Origin of the sequence: Paenibacillus chibensis (assembly GCF_004001045.1) — a bacterium.
Classification (GTDB): Bacteria; Bacillota; Bacilli; order Paenibacillales; family Paenibacillaceae; genus Paenibacillus_AQ; species Paenibacillus_AQ chibensis.
Genome location: NZ_BIMK01000003.1, coordinates 132,546 through 149,146, shown reverse-complemented (window position 1 = coordinate 149,146; position 16,601 = coordinate 132,546). Strand labels below are relative to the sequence as shown.

The window sequence follows — 16,601 nt, the reverse complement described above, 5'->3', positions numbered from 1 at the left end:
CAGATTGAAGGAGGCATAAATATGAAGAATTGGGTTGATCAAATGTTGACCCATCCGCTGGGAACGCTCATCGGTTATTTCTCGGTGGCCATCTTGGGCTTGATTGTTTTTTTATACCTGTTCGAGCTGGTGGCCAGGTATAACTGCTGGAATGAAATCGGCCGCGGAAACGTTGCGGCTGCTCTCGCGACAGGCGGTAAGATATTCGCCATATGCAATGTGCTGAGGTACAGCATTGAGGCGAAGACCTCCATTTACGACACGATGAAATGGGCATTTTTTGGCTTTGTTTTGCTGTTTGTTGCGTACTTGCTGTTTGAGTTTTTAACACCCGTGTTTTCCGTGGACGGGGAAATACAGAAGGATAACCGGGCCGTGGGAGCAATTTCCCTGCTGATTTCCGTCTCGTTATCCTATGTGATCGGGGCATGCATTTTTTAATCGTAAGAGCCAATAACGACAGGCGGCTTGACTTGTTAAGGAGAGAACAGCCGCTAAGGCCGGGATCAGGCTTTTTCTAGGAGGAAGGCATGAAAAATCTGTCGAGAATTCTATTTGTGGCGGCTGTCATCTTTTTTGCAGTCGGCATTATGTACTTAAAGAGACATTGAGGAGATGAAAGGCAATGGAAACGACCGTTTGCCCATGGTGCCAGACCGAAATCGTCTGGGATGAGGAAATCGGACCTGAGGACAACTGCCCTTACTGCCAGAATGAGTTGAAGGGATACCGCACGCTCAATATTCAAATAGGCGATGAGGAAGAAGAAGACAGCGAAGAGGATATGGACTGGGAGGAAGGCGAAGAAGCCGATGATACGCCGCTTTGGGCCGAGGAGGATATGCAGCATCAGCTTCCGCCTTCCATCCGGACGCTGGATAAATTCGAAGAGAGTCATGATCTGATGAATTACGAAGAAAGCGTGGAGAAGATTCTGGATGAGCAGGAGGAGGTACCTGAATGTCCGAAGTGCCGAGATTATATGGTTCTGGCAGGCACCCAGGAATTTTCGGGACAGGGCTTTGTCCCGTCGCGATTCAGCGCGCTTAAGGCTCCCGTTATCCAGCCGCCTTTCCGTGTGAATGTGTATATCTGCACCGGCTGCTTCCATGTGGAAACGAATCTGACGGAGGAAGACCGTCTGCGTATGGTCAATCACCTGAGCAGCGAACAGGCTTAAGCAGCATAATCGATCCTTTAGGATTGTTTTCAAATGAGATTCCTTTGTTTGGGGCATGTTAAGACAGAACATGTCCGGTAAGCAAGGGGGGACTTATGAAAACGTCGGCACACTTTGACCGCCAATCCCAGCTTTTGCTGGCCGTTAATGGGTTGATCGTTCTGGCGGGGGCTCTTTCCGGCACATTTTTGAACGTGTATTTGTGGAAGAGCAAGCAGGACTACGCCATGATCGGATGGTTTACCGTAGCTCAACAGGTAGCCGTTGGATTGACATTCTGGATAGGCGGCAAATGGGTAAAGGAATACAACAAAATGAACGCCCTGCGTGCAGGTATTGTCCTGTCAGGACTGTTTTATCTGGTTGTGTTATGGATCGGTTCGGACGTCGTGCACTGGATTTGGCCGCTTGGCCTGCTGCTCGGCGTATCGCTCGGAATTTTCTGGCTTGCCTTTAACGTCGTATATTTTGAAGTGACAGACCGCTCCAATCGTGATTTGTTTAACGGCTGGGTCGGATTGCTGGGCTCGATTACCGGAATCATTGGCCCCTGGTTTTCCGGGCTTTTGATTACGTGGCTGAAGGGCGACCGGGGATACCGGGTCATTTTTACAATTTCGATGGTCATTTATGCAATTGCTGTCGTGCTCAGCTTTTTTCTTAAAAAGAGGAAAAGCGGCGGCAGCTATCGCTGGAGTGAGCCGATCACGCAGCTGCGCGCCAAGGGAAGCCCGTGGCGGCGGATGGCTCCGGGGCTGGCGGCGCAAGGGATACGTGAAGGCGTATTCGCCTTTCTGATCGGCCTGCTTGTGTTCGTGGCTACGAATAAGGAGGCCAAGCTGGGACAATTCACGCTGATTACGTCCGCAATCTCACTGTTGACGTACTGGCTCGCCGGGAAATGGTACAAGCCCGGATACCGAAGCGCTGGAATGCTTCTGGGCGCACTGCTTTTGTGGGTTGTGATCTTTCCGCTCCTTTGGAGCACGGGGTATTCCGCTTTGCTCGTACTCGGGATCGGCTCGGCCATATTTATGCCGCTCTACATCTTACCGATGATTTCGTCCGGTTTTGACTTGATGGGTACGAGCGATGAAATGGTCGAGAAGCGGGTGGAGCTTGTTGTACTCCGTGAACTAAGCCTTATGGCCGGGCGGCTGCTGGGCGCTTTTGCATTTATCGTCGTGGTCATGATGAGCAAAACGCCGCTGACGATTACAATCGTAATGCTTATATTGGGTGCCTCTCCTATCCTCAGCTGGATTTTTGTGAGAAAGCTTCTCCGGGACGGCTCTTCGGCCTGATGAGCAGAACAAACACTTCATTATGAAAACAGCAACCCTCAGGAACACTGTAAAGTGGCCCTGAGGGTTTTTTTGTGCTGCGGAGATTTAAGGTTCATGTAAGGTTCGCATTAAATCCCTGTAAGGTACAGCCATTATCATTACAAATGTGTTCATCCATATCAAGCGACCTTAAGGAGATTTCTATGAAAACTATACTGCAAGCAAAAGACGTGAACAAAACCTTTGGAACCAAAGGAAATCTATATACGGCTCTTCAGCATATCAGCCTGAACATTGAGGAAGGCGAGTTCGTGGGCATCATGGGACCGTCCGGAGCGGGAAAGTCGACGCTGCTCAACATTTTCTCCACGATCGATACGCCGACTTCCGGAGAGATCATCATCGACGGACAGAATATCGTCAGCATGAGCGAAGAGAAGCTTTCCGATTTTCGGCGGAATAAGCTGGGGTTTATTTTCCAGGATTACAACCTGCTGGATACGTTAACGGTCAAAGAAAATATTCTCCTTCCGCTGGCTTTGTCCAAAGTTCCTTCTTCGGAGATTGAACGGAGAGTGAATGAGATCGCCGATACGTTCGGAATTCGCGCCATTCTGGAAAAATACCCTTATCAAATCTCCGGCGGACAAAAGCAGCGTGCTGCGGCATCCAGAGCCATCGTAGCGAATCCGAGCCTGATTTTGGCGGACGAGCCGACCGGCGCGCTGGATTCCAAATCGGCGACAAGCCTGCTGGAAAGCCTGAGCATGCTGAATGCGTCGAATCGATCGACCATTATGATGGTTACGCACGACGCCAATGCCGCGAGCTACTGCAAACGGGTCATTTTTATCAATGACGGCGAGCTGTTCCGGGAGCTTCATAAGGAGGAGTCGACGCGCAAGCAATTTTTCCAGCAAATCATCGAGGTTTTGACATCGCTCGGGGGTGGGCATCATGACGCTGTTTAGTATCGCGAGAAAAAATATACGCAAAAACTTCACGAACTATTTTTTGTACTTTGCGTCGATGATTTTCAGCATCGTGATCTATTTTACCTTCGTGTCGCTGAAGTACGATAACACCATTCAAGCCGCGTCGGACGGATCGCCCAAAATCTCCTCTGCCTTCAGTGCAGCGGCCGTCGTATTGATCATCTTCGTGGCGATCTTTATCTGGTACTCCAACTCTTTCTTCACGCGCAAGCGCAAAAAGGAGGTCGGCCTCTATTCTCTGCTCGGGGTGCGCAAAAAACAGATTGGACGCATGCTGTTTTACGAAAATTTCCTGATGGGGATCGTAGCGCTGATCGTGGGGATTGCGCTTGGTTCTGTTCTGAGCCGCTTCTTTGTCCTGATCCTGATGAAGGTCATGGGATATGAGGCGATGACGGACTTCTCCATCTCGATGGCGGCGATCATCAACACCTTCGTCGTTTTTATGATCATTACGCTGATTACTTCGCTGCAAGGGTACCGGCTGATTTACCGGTTCAAATTGATTGAGCTGTTCCATGCGGACCAGCAGCGGGAAAAGGAGCCGAAGGCTTCCTGGCTGACCGCGATCCTGTCATTGCTTCTTGTCGGTGTCGGATACTGGCTCGCGCTGCAAAACCTGGCAACCTCCAAAGCGTGGCAGATGCTGGGCTTTATGATGACGCCGCTCGTGATCCTGATCACCGTCATCCTTGGAACCTATCTATTGTTCAATACCTTGACCGTTACCTTGCTGAAGCTGTCGCGCAAAAATAAAAGAAGCTTCTGGAAAGGCCTGAACATCATCACGACTTCCCAGTTGTTATACCGGATGAAGGGGAACGCGCGGACATTAACCATCATTGCGGTGCTGAGCGCGACGACGTTAACGGCTGTCGGGACCGCGTACAGCATGTATTACAGCAACCGCAGCTCGGTTTCGCAGTTCAATCCGAACAGCATCATGTTCCTGGATGTGGACGGCAGCACATCCGCCAAGGCGGAGAAGGCGATTCAAAGCGCGCAGGGCCATCGTATGGAGTATCACGAATCGGTTCCACTGCTTGAAGTCGATGCGGATGCATCGGGACTGGAGCAAGGCGGCCGCTCGGAGGAACAGACCTTTACGGTGCTGTCCAATCGCGATTTCAACCAACTGGCCAAGCTTCAAGGACGAAACGAGGCGCTTGAGCTTCAAGCGAATGAAGCTGCTGCGCTGGATCCGATGTTCATTCAAGGAATGTCGCCGGAATATGTGGGGACGGCGATCACGCTTAGCGGAGCCGATAAAGGGGAAAAGCTTGATTTTACCGAACTGAAAAAATACAGCGTGCTGAATCAGGGAACCGTCTATTCCACCATCGTGATCAGCGACGAGATGTTCGCCAAGCTGAAGCCGCACGCCAAGACGATGACAGTGGAAGCTTACGGCATCACGCATCAGGACAAGGCGAAGCAGCTAACGAAGGATCTGGAAAGCATTCTGCCGGAAAAAGCAGGTTTCTCGAGCTTCTATGGCGATTATGCCCGCGGCATGGAGTCCTCCGGATTGATGATTTTCATGGGTGGATTCCTGGGACTCGTCTTCCTGGCCGCAACGGGCAGCATCATTTACTTCAAGCAGCTGACCGAAGCGAATTCCGATAAGGCGCGTTATGCGATTCTGCGCAAGATCGGTGTGAAGAAAAAAGAAATTCGTAAGACGGTAGCCAAGCAGGTCCTGTTCGTGTTCGCGCTGCCGCTGGTGGCGGGAATCGTCCACTGCGCAGTGGCTTTGTCGGCCCTGTCGAGATTGATGCAGGCGAACCTGGTGATTCCGGTTATCATCTGCATGGGCGTGTACACCTGTATTTATCTGATCTATTACTTTATGACCGTGCGTGCCTACAGCAGCATCGTTATGAATGAAAAATAAACCACGAATACACGAAAAGGAGCAAATCCAAGATGAAAAAAGGACTTAGCATAACCGTCGTCATCGTCGTCTTACTTGTCGGCTTCGTCGTATTGATCCAGAACGTCAATTTGAACCGGCTCGGCGCCGCCGCATATTACGTGCAAATCGAGGACGGAAAGCGGATGGAGAGCAAGGAAAGCAGCGGGAAGAAGTTCGTTTACTACGAATACACCTTGAAAGGCTTCGATAAGCAGGGCAAGGAAAAGAGCGTCACCTTCACCGCACATAAGGATCTGCGCAGGGACGCGTATCTGAAGGTGTACATGAAAGGCGACGAAGCGAGCTCATACCAAGAGGTACAGGCGAGCGAGCTGCCGGGTCCCGCGAAGGAAAAGCTGATTGCGGCAGGAGCGCAATAGGGCGCATACTCGGGCAGGCAACCAAGATGAAGGGAAAAACGGCCAACTTGAAGGCGGAGTTTTCGCGAACGATTAAGAAGCGCCATTTTGTAAGCATGCTCCTGAAAATATGGTTATAGTAAATGACAGGGTGGGAAAAGATGACGGAGATGTCATCTCTGCACAGATCATCTGCACCGCTTCGCAGAAAGGAGGTTCGAACCATTTTGACTTTAAGCCAAAAAATATTGATCGTGGACGATGAAGCGGATATCGTAAGGCTGCTGAAAACCGTACTGCTGAAGGAAGGCTTCGAGCACGTGTATACGGCCGCCACAGCGGAAGAGGCCTGGTTGCAGTTCCAGGACAAGCATCCTGACATCATCATGCTGGATATCATGCTTCCGGACGGTGAAGGGTATGACGTCTGCCAAAAAATACGCAGTGTGTCAAACGTGCCGATTTTCTTTTTATCCGCGAAGGCCGAAGAAATCGATAAAATACTGGGCTTTGCCATCGGCGGCGACGATTATATCACCAAGCCGTTCAGCCCGAAGGAAGTGGCTTATCGGATCAAGGCCCGTTTCAGAAGGGCGGAGGCTGCCCGGGAGGAAGAAAAGCAGGAGCATACGCTGACGGCCGGTCCCTTTGAGCTTGACGAACAAAAATTCGAACTGAAGAAAAACGGGGAAGTCATCGAACTGAAACCGAAAGAGCTCGGCCTTTTCACTCATTTGCTCAAGCATCCGAACCAGATTATCAGCAAAGAAAGCCTGTACGACCAGGTCTGGGGCGAAGACTCGTTCGGTTTCGACAATACGGTCATGGTTCACATTCGGCGGCTGAGGGAAAAAATCGAAGAGGATCCTTCGAATCCGCAGTATTTGGTGACGGTGAAGGGCTTGGGGTATAAGCTTGCCCTGGAGGGCGGCAAACGATGAAATGGCGGCTGACTGGAAGGTACCTGGCATCGGTTGTCCTGATCGTGGTGATCGTCATCTTCATGAACCTTCTGGTCGCGCTTGGGTTTAATATATACCATATCCAAAAGCAGGAATCACCGTTTCAGCAGGGCGAAGCCTCGGCAGAGGGCATGACGCGCTCGTTCAGCCAGGAGATCGTCATTTCGGGATCGGGGATTTCTATCACGGACCAGGGCAAGCGAACGCTTGAAAGCAATCAGGCTTGGGTGCAAGTACTGGACGAGAACGGCAGAGCGGTATATGGATACCGCGTGCCTGCCGGGGCCAAAACGAAATACACGCCGCTGGACATCGTTCAGACTTATAAGTATATGGAAGAAGAACTGATGTCGATTGTTTTCATCGGAGAAAAGCAGGGGAACGGGAACCGCTACAGTTATCTGGTCGGCTTCCAGCATCCTTATATGGAGCGGTATGTCCTGACGTACGATATCCGGAAGGTCGGACGTTTCCTTCAGGTCGGAGCCTTGACTTTGATCTGCGTCGACGGCTTCATCGCCCTGTGCATCGCTTACATGTTCAGCAAAAGGCTGACCCGGCCGTTGAGTACTTTGATTGACGGCATCAAGCAGCTCGCCCATAAAAACTATCGTGCGCGGTACGAAACCAAGGGGATCTACAAGAACGTATTCTATAACCTCAACGTGCTGAGCGAGCAGCTTCAGGCCGGCGAGGCGGAACGGAAACATCTGGACCGGATGAAAGAGGAATGGATCAGCAACATCACGCACGACATCAAGACGCCGCTGGCTTCCATCCAAGGCTATGCGGAGCTGATGAAAGACAAGGATTACGGGTTCAGCATCGAGGAAATGCAGGAATATGCGGAGATCATCGAGCACAAATCCGTGTACTTGCGGGAGCTCATCGAAGATCTGAACCTTTCTACCCGATTGAAAAATAAAAAGCTTGCGCTCAGCAAAAAAAGCATCAATCTGGTCAGCCTGATCCGCGGCACCGTCATCGATACGCTGAACGATTCCCGATACGCGAGCCGCAGCATCGATTTCCGGTGCAGCGACGAGGTGATCAAGGCCGAGGTCGATGACATCCTGATCCGGAGGGCGGTCACCAATCTGATCTACAATGCCATCGTTCATAATCCGGAAAGCGCGGCCATTGCTGTCAGCGTCGAAAAGACCGGGCAGCATGTATTCATCCGGGTCGAAGATAACGGCAAGGGCATCCGGGAGGATGAAGTCAACCGGATCTTTGACCGGTATTTCCGTGGTACGAACACAGGGGAAGCGCATAAGGGCTCTGGCCTCGGCATGGCCATCACCCATGACATTGTGGAGGCGCACGGCGGAGACATCCGGGTGGAAAGCCGCCTTGGGGAAGGTACGACCATCATCATCCGGCTGAATGTGTAAAAAAGCAGGACATGTCCATAGGGCATGTCCTGCTTTTTAGGTTCATGGATTTACGCGGCAGGGGAGAACTCAGCCCATGGTTACCGGTTTATGCGGCGACGGCTTGCTGGTCCGCTGAAGCGAAAACATCTCCATATCCGGGCGTTCTTTGCCTGTGAGTACATCCCCGAGCATATCCGCCGCGATCATGCAATATACCGTCCCGTTGCCGCCGTAGGCCTCGATGAAATAGCTGTTCGGATAATCGGGATGCGTGCCGATCATCGGCATCCCGTCATGCGTTGAGCCGAAAATAGAAGCCCAGGCATACTCGGCCGTAAGGCTCTGGTAGCGGGGAAACAGCTTTTTGACCTCACCCAGCAAAATCTCGCTTTTATGAAGGGCGCGCGCTTCACGCTGATCCGGCTCCGGCGGATGCTCATCCAGTCCACCAACGACAATACGATTGTCCGGAGTAGTCCGCATATACAAATAAGGTCTTGCCGTCTCCCAAATCATGCAGCGCTCATGCCAATCTGAAAGATCCTCTACCGGGCTTGTCAGCATCGCGTAGGAAACCTTCAGGACGGCATTTCGATCCCTTTTCATTTCCTGGGTTTCATAGCCCATCGTGAAGACAACTGTTTTGGCGCGGATTTTATGGGCTCCGGTATAGCAGGTCACGCCGTCCTCATCGTATTCAAAATGCACGGCCTCCGTATGCTCGAACACGCGCGCCCCATGACGTGCAGCGGCTTCGACCAAGGCATGCACCATGCGGAAAGGATTCACCTCGGCGTCGCCGTGGGTATACAGGGCGGCTGGCTTGGAAAAAGGCATATGACGCTCGATTTTCGCTTGATCCCAATAATCCACGTTGAAGCCGTACTTTTTGAAGGTCTCGAATTCCTCCTGAAGCATAGGTACATCGCCCTCGTGACTGGCAAAGTATAAGCTGCTGCGGGGAATGAGCTGGGGATTCGAGTATAAACGCCCGCTGGTTTCAATCAGCTTGTGCATCGCCTGTTCGCAAAGCTTATAAAAAGCGACCCCGATTTCTTCGCCAAAGGTATGGATCATCGACGTAAGCGTCTTATCGTTCGAGAACTGCAGCAGGCCCGTGTTGGCCGAGGAACTGCCGCCGCCGATTTTTCCTTTGTCGATCACGACGGTATTCAAATTTCGGCTCGTCAGCTCATGGGACAGCATCGCTCCGCTCATCCCGCCGCCGACGACAAGCACGTCGCAATTGAGATCGCGGTCCAGCGCAGGATATTCGGGTACGGGATTTAGAGTATGGGGCCATCCAAGCTTTCCGCTGTTTAAGATCATCGTGGTTTCGCTCCTTTTTTCATTCCTATTTCAGTATTTGCTCTCGAAATGCGGTTTATTGAAGGCACATAGAAAAAAATGCCCTGGACATAATATGCAATGAGTTAAACATCCCCAGAGGAGGAAAAACACATATGCAATCCGGTCAAATGCAGGCAATTACGGGCAAAGAGCTCGAGTATATTGTCGATTCGATTTCCAATGAAGATCTGCTGATCAAACAGTGTGCGGCCACGGCTGCCGTTACGCAAAATCCGGCCATTCAGCAGGCGCTGCAGCAATACATTCGCTCGATGGATCATCATCTGGATATGCTTGTGCAGTCCCTGCAGCAGCATCAGCAGCTTGCGCCAACGCAGCCGCAACAATAAATTAACGAAGGAGAGTCCAAACCATGTATTATCAGAACCAGAACCAATCGGCCTTCATGCAGGAAGAGGATTTGCTGTACACCATTCTGGCCGATCTGAAAAGAACCGTCAGAGAATATACGACAGCAGCAACCGAGTCCTCGTGTCCCATGGTCCGTCAAATGTTCTCCCAATTGAACAACGATACGCTTCGCCTCCAAGGGGAGCTGTACAACTTGATGAAGCAGAACAATATGTACTCCACATCAGGAAAGGCGCTGCGCCAGGATCTGGATAAGCAGATCCAGGATGCCCGTAATACACAGCAGCAATGCCGTCAGTTCGTTCAGCAAAAAACAAGCGGCATGAGCCCTTATGCGCATGCTCCGAATGTGCCGCTTCATCAGCAGAATAACCAAAACCCCTATTACATGTAAATCCTGCGCCGCGCCGCACATTCCGGAAGCAATACGGCTATAATATAATGTAACCCGCCGCATGCTGCAGTGAAGCATGGTACATTTTTACCGTCTCTAATTCGGCCCACGCCATAGAGACGGTTTTTCTTTGCATGCACCCTAAATTATTGTAATATTAGTATTAATCTCTTTCCCGGGAATGACATGCTTTGTAAGCAACCCGTGAAACGTATGCTGGAGGACACTGTATGAAAGAACTGACTGAACTGAAATTAAAGGTTCTCGACCTGCTTAACGAGGATGCGAGACGGTCTCCCCTGCTTCTTGCGACGCTGATCGGCGTGGAGGAGGAAGCGGTAAAGGAGGCGATTGCCGAGCTTGAAGCGGACCATGTGATCGTAAAATACGCGGCGGTGGTCAACTGGAGCAAAATTGAGGAAGAAACGGTTACGGCGCTGATTGAAGTGCAGATTACTCCAGAACGCGGAAGAGGCTTTGAAGGCATTGCCGAGCGCATTTATTTGTATCCGCAGGTTAAATCCGTGTATTTGATGTCCGGAGCCTACGACCTGCTTGTCGAAGTGGAAGGCCGCAACCTGAGGGAAGTGGCGAACTTTGTATCCGAGAAGCTTTCGCCGATCGATTCTGTACTGTCAACGAAAACGAACTTCATTTTGAAAAAATATAAACAAGACGGAATTATTTTTGAAGACCGTGAAGAAGATAACCGTCTCATGGTCTCACCGTAAAGGAAGATGTGTCATGATCGTGAATGAAGATACCAAACAGCAGCAAGTCAAATCGATGAATTCCTACCTTGCTCCGCTGGTCAGGGATATCCCGCCATCCGGGATCCGCAAATTTTTTGATCTGGCCAACGGCAGTAAGGACATCATCACACTCGGGGTGGGTGAACCCGACTTCACGACTCCTTGGCATGTCCGGGAGGCCTGCGTGTATTCGCTTGAACGCGGAGTGACCGCCTATACATCCAACGCCGGAATGATAGAGCTTCGTGAAGCCATTTCGCAGTATCTCTATGACGGCTTTCACGTAGGCTATGATCCACAGAATCAGATCATCGTTACGGTTGGCGGCAGCGAAGCTATTGACCTCGCCCTGCGCGCACTGATCGTCCCCGGGGACGAAATTCTGATTCCGGAGCCCTGCTACGTATCCTATTCTCCGATCACATCGATCGGCGGAGGCGTGCCGGTAGGGATCGAAACCTATGCCAAGGATGATTTCAAGCTGACGGCGGAAGCGCTGGAAGCGCAGATCACGCCGAACTCCAAGGTGCTGATTCTTTGTTATCCAAGCAATCCGACCGGAGCAACGATGACCTACGAGGATTGGCTGCCGATTGCGAAAGTCGTGGAAAAGCATGATCTGATCGTCATCTCCGATGAAATCTATGCTGAACTGACCTATAATCAGAAGCATGTCAGCTTTGCCTCGATTCCGGGCATGATGGACCGTACCATTCTGGTCAGCGGTTTTTCCAAGGCGTTCGCGATGACCGGCTGGCGTATGGGATATGTCTGTGCGCATCCGGATATCATTGCTGCGATGCTGAAAATCCACCAGTATACCGTGATGTGTGCGCCGGTCATGGGTCAGGTGGCCGCTTTGGAGGCGCTGAAGAACGGGATGGAGGAAAAAGACCGGATGGTCGAATCCTACAATCAGCGCCGACGTCTGATTGTCCAGGGCTTCCACGATATCGGACTGGAGTGCCATGAGCCACAAGGTGCCTTTTATGCGTTCCCGAGCATTGTCTCGACGGGGCTCAGCTCCGATGAATTTGCTCAGCGGCTGCTCCTTGAGGCTAAGGTTGCCGCGGTTCCGGGGACAGCGTTCGGCGCCGGAGGCGAAGGATTTTTGCGCTGCTCCTATGCAACTTCGGTCGCGCAGCTAACCGAGGCGCTCGACCGTATGGGAGAGTTTCTGAACAAGCTGAAGCGTGAATCATAATGGATCGACGATGAACTGGAGCTGGTTTTTGGCTCCAGTTCATTCATTCTTATCGATATTATTCTGTTTTTTGTATATTTTAACAAAAAATTCACTTTATTTTATGCGTATGTATGTTATAATTTTGGTTTAGGAGCAAGAATAGACTTACCAGGGAGGGATTACCTTTGTTCTGTGCTGAATATGATTTGCCCTCGTACCGCGGTGACTACACTGCAGAAGGCGATCAGCGCGGTGAGTGGTCAACCAAAACGACGGATTCAATAAGGAATTTATCCTTGGAAGACGAAATATTGATGCTCCGTAAGAAAATGGAACAGATCTTTTTGCAGGAACAGTCCTTTACTTCGGAAATCGTCATCGAAATTAGCAGTCTGCTGGACTTGAAGATTAACGAATATATGAAGCTTTGCCCAAAGAAAAATAAAGCCTGACGGTACATATGTAGCAAGGGTCCCCTTGGCGCCGATCGTGAAGCCGGTATGAATCCGGAGTGTTTCGTTGTCGGCCGAAGGGGATTTTTTATGTTATTACAGAGTATCAAAATCGAAGCAAGGTGAATCTTTAGTTTCATTTTAAATAGATGAATAGAATCCATTGAAACCTGCCTGGGCATCCTTTGCCCGGGCACTTCTTTTTTGTCTCTATCATGTGTGATATATTGAACCTATTGGGGAAAAGAGGGGGAGCAGAGATTGAAGGCATACGGTAAATTGGTAGTGGTATTACTGGCGGTTTTTATGCTTGCAGGCTGCGGCAAAGACAAGCCTGACGTTTCGGTGTTCATGATCGACCAAAACTCCGATCCGACGCAGGTCTCCGATCAGCTGGAGAAGACGCTTCAGGAGAAGCTCGGCCCGGATTTGAAGGTCGAAGTCATTGCCAGTCCGCTGTATAATCCGCAAAAGCTCATGGTTGAATATGCCGCGGGAGGTCATGACATCATGATTTTGTCGGAAGACGACATGAAAAATTACGGGAAGCTTGGCGGTCACGTAGCACTGGACGATCATTTCGATGCGAAAAAGTATCCGGAGGGCGTCTTTGCCAGTATGGAAGAAAAAGACGACAAGACGATTGATAAGACCGAGCATCTGTACGGCATTCCCGTGAAGGACCTGAAGATGTTCAAGGATCTGAAATACACGCCGGATAAGCTGTTCGTGACGATCCCGATTTCTTCTGAACACATTGATAACGCACTGAAAGCAATCAAGGCTATGACGGAATAATAGAGATCCTGCAGAAGGAGGTTTCAACCAATGAAAATATATACAAGAACGGGTGACGAGGGCCAAACCTCGGTCATCGGCGGACGCGTATTCAAGGACGATCTGCAGGTGGAGACTTACGGTACTATCGATGAGCTGAACAGCTATGTTGGACAGGCTGTAAGTTTGATGGAAGGGGAGGCTTTTGCGGACCTGAAGGAGAATCTGCTGGAAATCCAGCATGAATTGTTCGATTGCGGCTCCGACTTGGCCTTTGTGAAATTAAGCGAAAGCAAATATAAAGTGAATGCCGAGATGGTGGTACGGCTGGAGCAGTGGATGGACCGGTACGAGGAAGAAAATCCGGAGCTGGAACGGTTCATTTTACCGGGCGGAACGCTGCTGTCCGCAACGCTGCATGTATGCAGAACCGTCTGCCGCCGGGCGGAACGCCGAGTGGTGACGCTGGGACAGCAAAAGGAGATCAATCCGGAGGTCCGCAGATACCTGAACCGGCTGTCCGATTATTTCTTCGTGATCTCCCGTACGGCCAACGCCCGCTGCCAAGTCCCCGACATCGAATATATTCGCAGCAAAAAGGTTTTCGGCAACAAGAAATGACAGCTTATTATCCGCCTATTGTTTATATCGTGCCTGAAGCAGAGAATGGCTGGCTGCTCAAAACCATCCTCGCGAAGCGCATGCACGTGTCACGCAAGCTGCAGTCGAAGCTGAAGCTGACAGAAGAAGGCATTACCTTAAACGGCCGGAGAGTCTATATCAGCGTACACGTTCAGGCCGGGGACGTAGTGGAAATCCGCATGGAAAAGGAAACCTCTGACGATATTTTGCCGCAGCCGATCCCTTTTGACATTCTATACGAGGATGAACACATCCTGATCGTTAATAAAGAAGCGGGGATGATCGTCCACCCGACCCATGGTCACTACACCGGAACGCTCGCGAACGGGGTCGTAGACTACTGGCTCCAAAAAGGCGAAGCGTACCGGTTTCGCGCCGTCCACCGTCTGGATCAGGAAACGACGGGGGTGCTTGCCATCGCCAAAAATCCTTATGTGCACCAGCACATATCCGAGCAGATGATCGATAACCTCGTGGACAAAAAGTACCTGGCCCTTGTGCACGGCACTCCGGATCCACGGCAGGGAGAAGTGGACGGCCCGATTGACCGCGATCCCGAGGAGCCGCACCGGCGGATCGTCACGCCAGACGGCTATCCATCCCTGACGAGATATAAGGTGCTGGAAAGCTGGACAAAGGGTTCGCTCGTGGAGCTCAAGCTGGAGACGGGAAGAACGCATCAAATCCGCGTACATATGACGAGCATCGGTTGTCCCCTGATCGGCGACAAGTTCTATCGGCATGCTATCTATGACAGGCAGGGGGAGCACGGAGAACCTGGGTCATCGTTGGCTGATCCGGAGCCGCATAGTCACCCCACGGAACCGGTATCTGAAATCATGGAGCTGGACAACTTCATCTCAAGGCAGGCTCTGCATGCGTTTGAGCTGTCCTTCGAGCATCCGGTGACGCATGAGCAGATGACCTTCCGGGCACCGCTCCCCGAGGATATGGCAAGGCTGCGACAGAAGCTGGAAGCCTAGGGAGGAACCTGCTTGACTAAATTCCTACAAAAAGAGAGTTGACATCCAATGAGTAAACTGGAAGTGTATCAATATCCGAAATGCGGTACCTGCCGTAATGCCGTCAAATGGCTGCAGGCCCATGGCCATGAGCTGACCCTGCACCATATCAAGGACGAACCTCCGAAGCCCGAGGTCATGGCCGAGCTGGTGAAGCGAAGCGGACTTCCGCTTAAGAAGTTTTTCAATACGAGCGGTGAGGTCTACAAGGAGCTGGGTCTGAAGGACAAGCTGGCCGGCATGGATGAAAAAGAGCAGATCGAGCTATTATCTTCGAACGGGATGCTGATCAAGCGCCCCATCGTGACCGATGGCAGCAAAGTGACGGTCGGGTTCAAAGAGGATCAGTACGAATCCGAGTGGGGATAACAGGAAAGAGCCCAAAAGCTCCCCGGAGTTGTGTTATACTAGAGGCAGAATTGCCGACCCTGCAGAGGGAATAGGGCAGACAAGGGGAGACACAAAGATTGATACCTAATGATAAACGCCAGTCCGTCATGCTGGTTGACGGGATGGCATTATTATTCAGAGCTTATTATGCGACCGCCACAAGCGGGTATATCCGCCGTACGAAATCAGGAATTCCGACCAATGCCATTTACGGCTTCATTCGTTATTTCTGGGATGCCGTTCAAAATTTTGATCCAACCCACGTGATTTGCTGCTGGGATCTCGGAGGCTCGACCTTCCGTGGTCAGCAGTTCTCTGCTTATAAAGGAAACCGTCCGGAAGCTCCGGATGATCTGGTACCCCAGTTCTCCATCATTCGTGATGTCATGGACAGCATGGGCGTGCCGAATATCAGCGCTGAAGGCTATGAGGCGGATGATTGCATCGGTACGCTGGCGACGCAGTTCAGCAAGGATATGGATGTGATGATCCTGTCCGGCGACCATGATCTGCTGCAGCTTGTCAGCGACCGGACGACCGTCATTATTATGAAAAAAGGCCATGGCAACTACAAGGCCTACACGCCGGAGTCCTTATACGAGGAAAAGCAGCTTCATCCGCGCCAGATTATCGATGTCAAAGCCCTGATGGGCGACGCGAGCGACAACTATCCTGGCGTCCGCGGCATCGGCGAGAAAACCGCGCATAAGCTCGTTCAGGAATTTGGATCGGTGGATGGAATCCTGGAACATTTGGACCAGGTATCGAAAAGCGTCCGCGTCAAAATTGAGGCGGATCTCGATATGCTGCATCTGTCCCGCAAATTGGCAGAGATCCACTGCTGCGTGCCTGTGGCATGCGATCTGGACATCTGCGAGCTATCGCTGGATGAGCGAAACGTTGTGGATAAATTCGAGGAGCTTGAAATGAAGAGCCTCTGCCACCTGCTCGGGGTTGTTGTCTAAGCGACGTCCTTATAAATAAATGATCGCAGGGGATGCTGGCATCACGCTGGCATCCCCTTTGGTTTGGCTTTCCGCGCCATTGGAACGTCTGGACCTGCGCAGGATGTGAGCCTGCGAATTGACTTTTTTGAAGCAACTGGGCTATAATGCCCGTGGTTATGGATAGGTTTTCATACTGAAAAGACCTCATGAAAAAAACAGACAATGAGAATGATGCAGGAGGGTT

At 51.2% G+C, this 16,601-nt stretch carries 19 protein-coding genes; 18 read left to right on the top strand and 1 reads right to left on the bottom strand.

Going from position 1 to position 16,601, the window contains the following annotated elements; translation table 11 throughout:
* Positions 1-21: 21 nt before the first annotated feature.
* From PCH05_RS03080 to PCH05_RS03045, 8 genes are all read left to right on the top strand, one after another.
* Positions 22-441: a DUF350 domain-containing protein gene (locus PCH05_RS03080; protein WP_127600556.1), complete on the top strand. Its 420-nt coding sequence runs from the start codon at positions 22-24 to the stop codon at positions 439-441.
* A gap of 184 nt (positions 442-625) precedes the next feature.
* A complete protein-coding gene (locus PCH05_RS03075; protein ID WP_127600554.1) occupies positions 626-1,180 on the top strand; it encodes a hypothetical protein in 555 nt (184 codons plus the stop codon).
* A 95-nt stretch (positions 1,181-1,275) separates the two neighbouring features.
* On the top strand, positions 1,276-2,484 hold the full coding sequence (locus PCH05_RS03070) for an MFS transporter (protein ID WP_127600552.1): 1,209 nt from the start codon (positions 1,276-1,278) through the stop codon (positions 2,482-2,484).
* Between the two features lie 185 nt (positions 2,485-2,669).
* Positions 2,670-3,437, top strand: coding sequence for an ABC transporter ATP-binding protein (locus PCH05_RS03065; RefSeq protein ID WP_127600550.1), 768 nt, complete (start codon positions 2,670-2,672; stop codon positions 3,435-3,437).
* On the top strand, positions 3,424-5,355 hold the full coding sequence (locus PCH05_RS03060; RefSeq protein ID WP_127600548.1) for an ABC transporter permease: 1,932 nt from the start codon (positions 3,424-3,426) through the stop codon (positions 5,353-5,355). Before PCH05_RS03065 ends, PCH05_RS03060 begins: the two co-directional genes overlap by 14 nt.
* 32 nt (positions 5,356-5,387) lie before the next feature.
* A complete protein-coding gene (locus PCH05_RS03055; RefSeq protein WP_127600546.1) occupies positions 5,388-5,756 on the top strand; it encodes a YxeA family protein in 369 nt (122 codons plus the stop codon).
* A 206-nt stretch (positions 5,757-5,962) separates the two neighbouring features.
* Positions 5,963-6,676 carry a response regulator transcription factor gene (locus PCH05_RS03050; protein ID WP_218030507.1) on the top strand — a complete coding sequence of 238 codons (714 nt, stop codon included), beginning with the start codon at positions 5,963-5,965 and terminating at the stop codon, positions 6,674-6,676.
* Complete coding sequence (locus tag PCH05_RS03045; protein ID WP_127600543.1) at positions 6,673-8,091, top strand: sensor histidine kinase; 1,419 nt, start codon at positions 6,673-6,675, stop codon at positions 8,089-8,091. The genes PCH05_RS03050 and PCH05_RS03045 overlap by 4 nt, the downstream gene beginning before the upstream one ends.
* Positions 8,092-8,160: 69 nt before the next feature.
* On the opposite strand, the gene PCH05_RS03040 is transcribed toward PCH05_RS03045, so the two are convergent.
* The gene (locus PCH05_RS03040) at positions 8,161-9,402 is read right to left on the bottom strand and encodes an NAD(P)/FAD-dependent oxidoreductase (protein WP_127600541.1); all 1,242 of its coding nucleotides are present in this window, start codon (positions 9,400-9,402) and stop codon (positions 8,161-8,163) included.
* Between the two features lie 134 nt (positions 9,403-9,536).
* On the opposite strand from PCH05_RS03040, the gene PCH05_RS03035 reads away from it, so the two are divergent.
* The 10 genes from PCH05_RS03035 to PCH05_RS02990 all read left to right on the top strand — a co-directional run bounded on the left by PCH05_RS03035 (position 9,537) and on the right by PCH05_RS02990 (position 16,375).
* The gene (locus PCH05_RS03035; RefSeq protein WP_127600539.1) at positions 9,537-9,773 is read left to right on the top strand and encodes a hypothetical protein; all 237 of its coding nucleotides are present in this window, start codon (positions 9,537-9,539) and stop codon (positions 9,771-9,773) included.
* A gap of 23 nt (positions 9,774-9,796) precedes the next feature.
* Positions 9,797-10,189, top strand: a complete 393-nt coding sequence (locus PCH05_RS03030) for a spore coat protein (protein WP_127600537.1) — start codon at positions 9,797-9,799, stop codon at positions 10,187-10,189.
* A 230-nt stretch (positions 10,190-10,419) separates the two neighbouring features.
* The gene (locus tag PCH05_RS03025) at positions 10,420-10,920 is read left to right on the top strand and encodes an Lrp/AsnC family transcriptional regulator (RefSeq protein ID WP_127600535.1); all 501 of its coding nucleotides are present in this window, start codon (positions 10,420-10,422) and stop codon (positions 10,918-10,920) included.
* Positions 10,921-10,933: 13 nt separating this feature from the next.
* Entirely contained in the window at positions 10,934-12,145 is a 1,212-nt protein-coding gene (locus PCH05_RS03020; RefSeq protein WP_127600533.1) for an aminotransferase class I/II-fold pyridoxal phosphate-dependent enzyme, read from the top strand.
* 167 nt (positions 12,146-12,312) lie between these two features.
* Positions 12,313-12,579 (top strand): aspartyl-phosphate phosphatase Spo0E family protein, encoded by a 267-nt coding sequence (locus PCH05_RS03015; RefSeq protein ID WP_127600531.1) that lies wholly within the window; start codon positions 12,313-12,315, stop codon positions 12,577-12,579.
* Between the two features lie 285 nt (positions 12,580-12,864).
* Positions 12,865-13,377, top strand: coding sequence for a type 2 periplasmic-binding domain-containing protein (locus PCH05_RS03010; RefSeq protein WP_246049342.1), 513 nt, complete (start codon positions 12,865-12,867; stop codon positions 13,375-13,377).
* Between the two features lie 30 nt (positions 13,378-13,407).
* Positions 13,408-13,977 (top strand): cob(I)yrinic acid a,c-diamide adenosyltransferase, encoded by a 570-nt coding sequence (locus tag PCH05_RS03005; protein WP_127600528.1) that lies wholly within the window; start codon positions 13,408-13,410, stop codon positions 13,975-13,977.
* A complete protein-coding gene (locus PCH05_RS03000) occupies positions 13,974-14,981 on the top strand; it encodes an RluA family pseudouridine synthase (protein ID WP_127600526.1) in 1,008 nt (335 codons plus the stop codon). The genes PCH05_RS03005 and PCH05_RS03000 overlap by 4 nt, the downstream gene beginning before the upstream one ends.
* Before the next feature lie 48 nt (positions 14,982-15,029).
* Positions 15,030-15,389, top strand: coding sequence for an arsenate reductase family protein (locus tag PCH05_RS02995; RefSeq protein WP_127600524.1), 360 nt, complete (start codon positions 15,030-15,032; stop codon positions 15,387-15,389).
* A 128-nt stretch (positions 15,390-15,517) separates the two neighbouring features.
* Entirely contained in the window at positions 15,518-16,375 is an 858-nt protein-coding gene (locus PCH05_RS02990; RefSeq protein ID WP_127600850.1) for a 5'-3' exonuclease, read from the top strand.
* Positions 16,376-16,601 lie beyond the last annotated feature (226 nt).

Bases quoted from the DNA above. Each gene is read 5' to 3' on its own strand.
- PCH05_RS03025 (WP_127600535.1), top strand. From the start codon at position 10,420: ATGAAAGAACTGACTGAACTGAAATTAAAGGTTCTCGACCTGCTTAAC.
- PCH05_RS03060 (WP_127600548.1), top strand. From the start codon at position 3,424: ATGACGCTGTTTAGTATCGCGAGAAAAAATATACGCAAAAACTTCACG.
- PCH05_RS03030 (WP_127600537.1), top strand. From the start codon at position 9,797: ATGTATTATCAGAACCAGAACCAATCGGCCTTCATGCAGGAAGAGGAT.
- PCH05_RS03000 (WP_127600526.1), top strand. From the start codon at position 13,974: ATGACAGCTTATTATCCGCCTATTGTTTATATCGTGCCTGAAGCAGAG.
- PCH05_RS03065 (WP_127600550.1), top strand. From the start codon at position 2,670: ATGAAAACTATACTGCAAGCAAAAGACGTGAACAAAACCTTTGGAACC.
- PCH05_RS03080 (WP_127600556.1), top strand. From the start codon at position 22: ATGAAGAATTGGGTTGATCAAATGTTGACCCATCCGCTGGGAACGCTC.
- PCH05_RS03005 (WP_127600528.1), top strand. From the start codon at position 13,408: ATGAAAATATATACAAGAACGGGTGACGAGGGCCAAACCTCGGTCATC.
- PCH05_RS03055 (WP_127600546.1), top strand. From the start codon at position 5,388: ATGAAAAAAGGACTTAGCATAACCGTCGTCATCGTCGTCTTACTTGTC.
- PCH05_RS03070 (WP_127600552.1), top strand. From the start codon at position 1,276: ATGAAAACGTCGGCACACTTTGACCGCCAATCCCAGCTTTTGCTGGCC.
- PCH05_RS03020 (WP_127600533.1), top strand. From the start codon at position 10,934: ATGATCGTGAATGAAGATACCAAACAGCAGCAAGTCAAATCGATGAAT.
- PCH05_RS03075 (WP_127600554.1), top strand. From the start codon at position 626: ATGGAAACGACCGTTTGCCCATGGTGCCAGACCGAAATCGTCTGGGAT.
- PCH05_RS02995 (WP_127600524.1), top strand. From the start codon at position 15,030: ATGAGTAAACTGGAAGTGTATCAATATCCGAAATGCGGTACCTGCCGT.
- PCH05_RS03040 (WP_127600541.1), bottom strand. From the start codon at position 9,402: ATGATCTTAAACAGCGGAAAGCTTGGATGGCCCCATACTCTAAATCCC.
- PCH05_RS02990 (WP_127600850.1), top strand. From the start codon at position 15,518: ATGCTGGTTGACGGGATGGCATTATTATTCAGAGCTTATTATGCGACC.
- PCH05_RS03035 (WP_127600539.1), top strand. From the start codon at position 9,537: ATGCAATCCGGTCAAATGCAGGCAATTACGGGCAAAGAGCTCGAGTAT.
- PCH05_RS03045 (WP_127600543.1), top strand. From the start codon at position 6,673: ATGAAATGGCGGCTGACTGGAAGGTACCTGGCATCGGTTGTCCTGATC.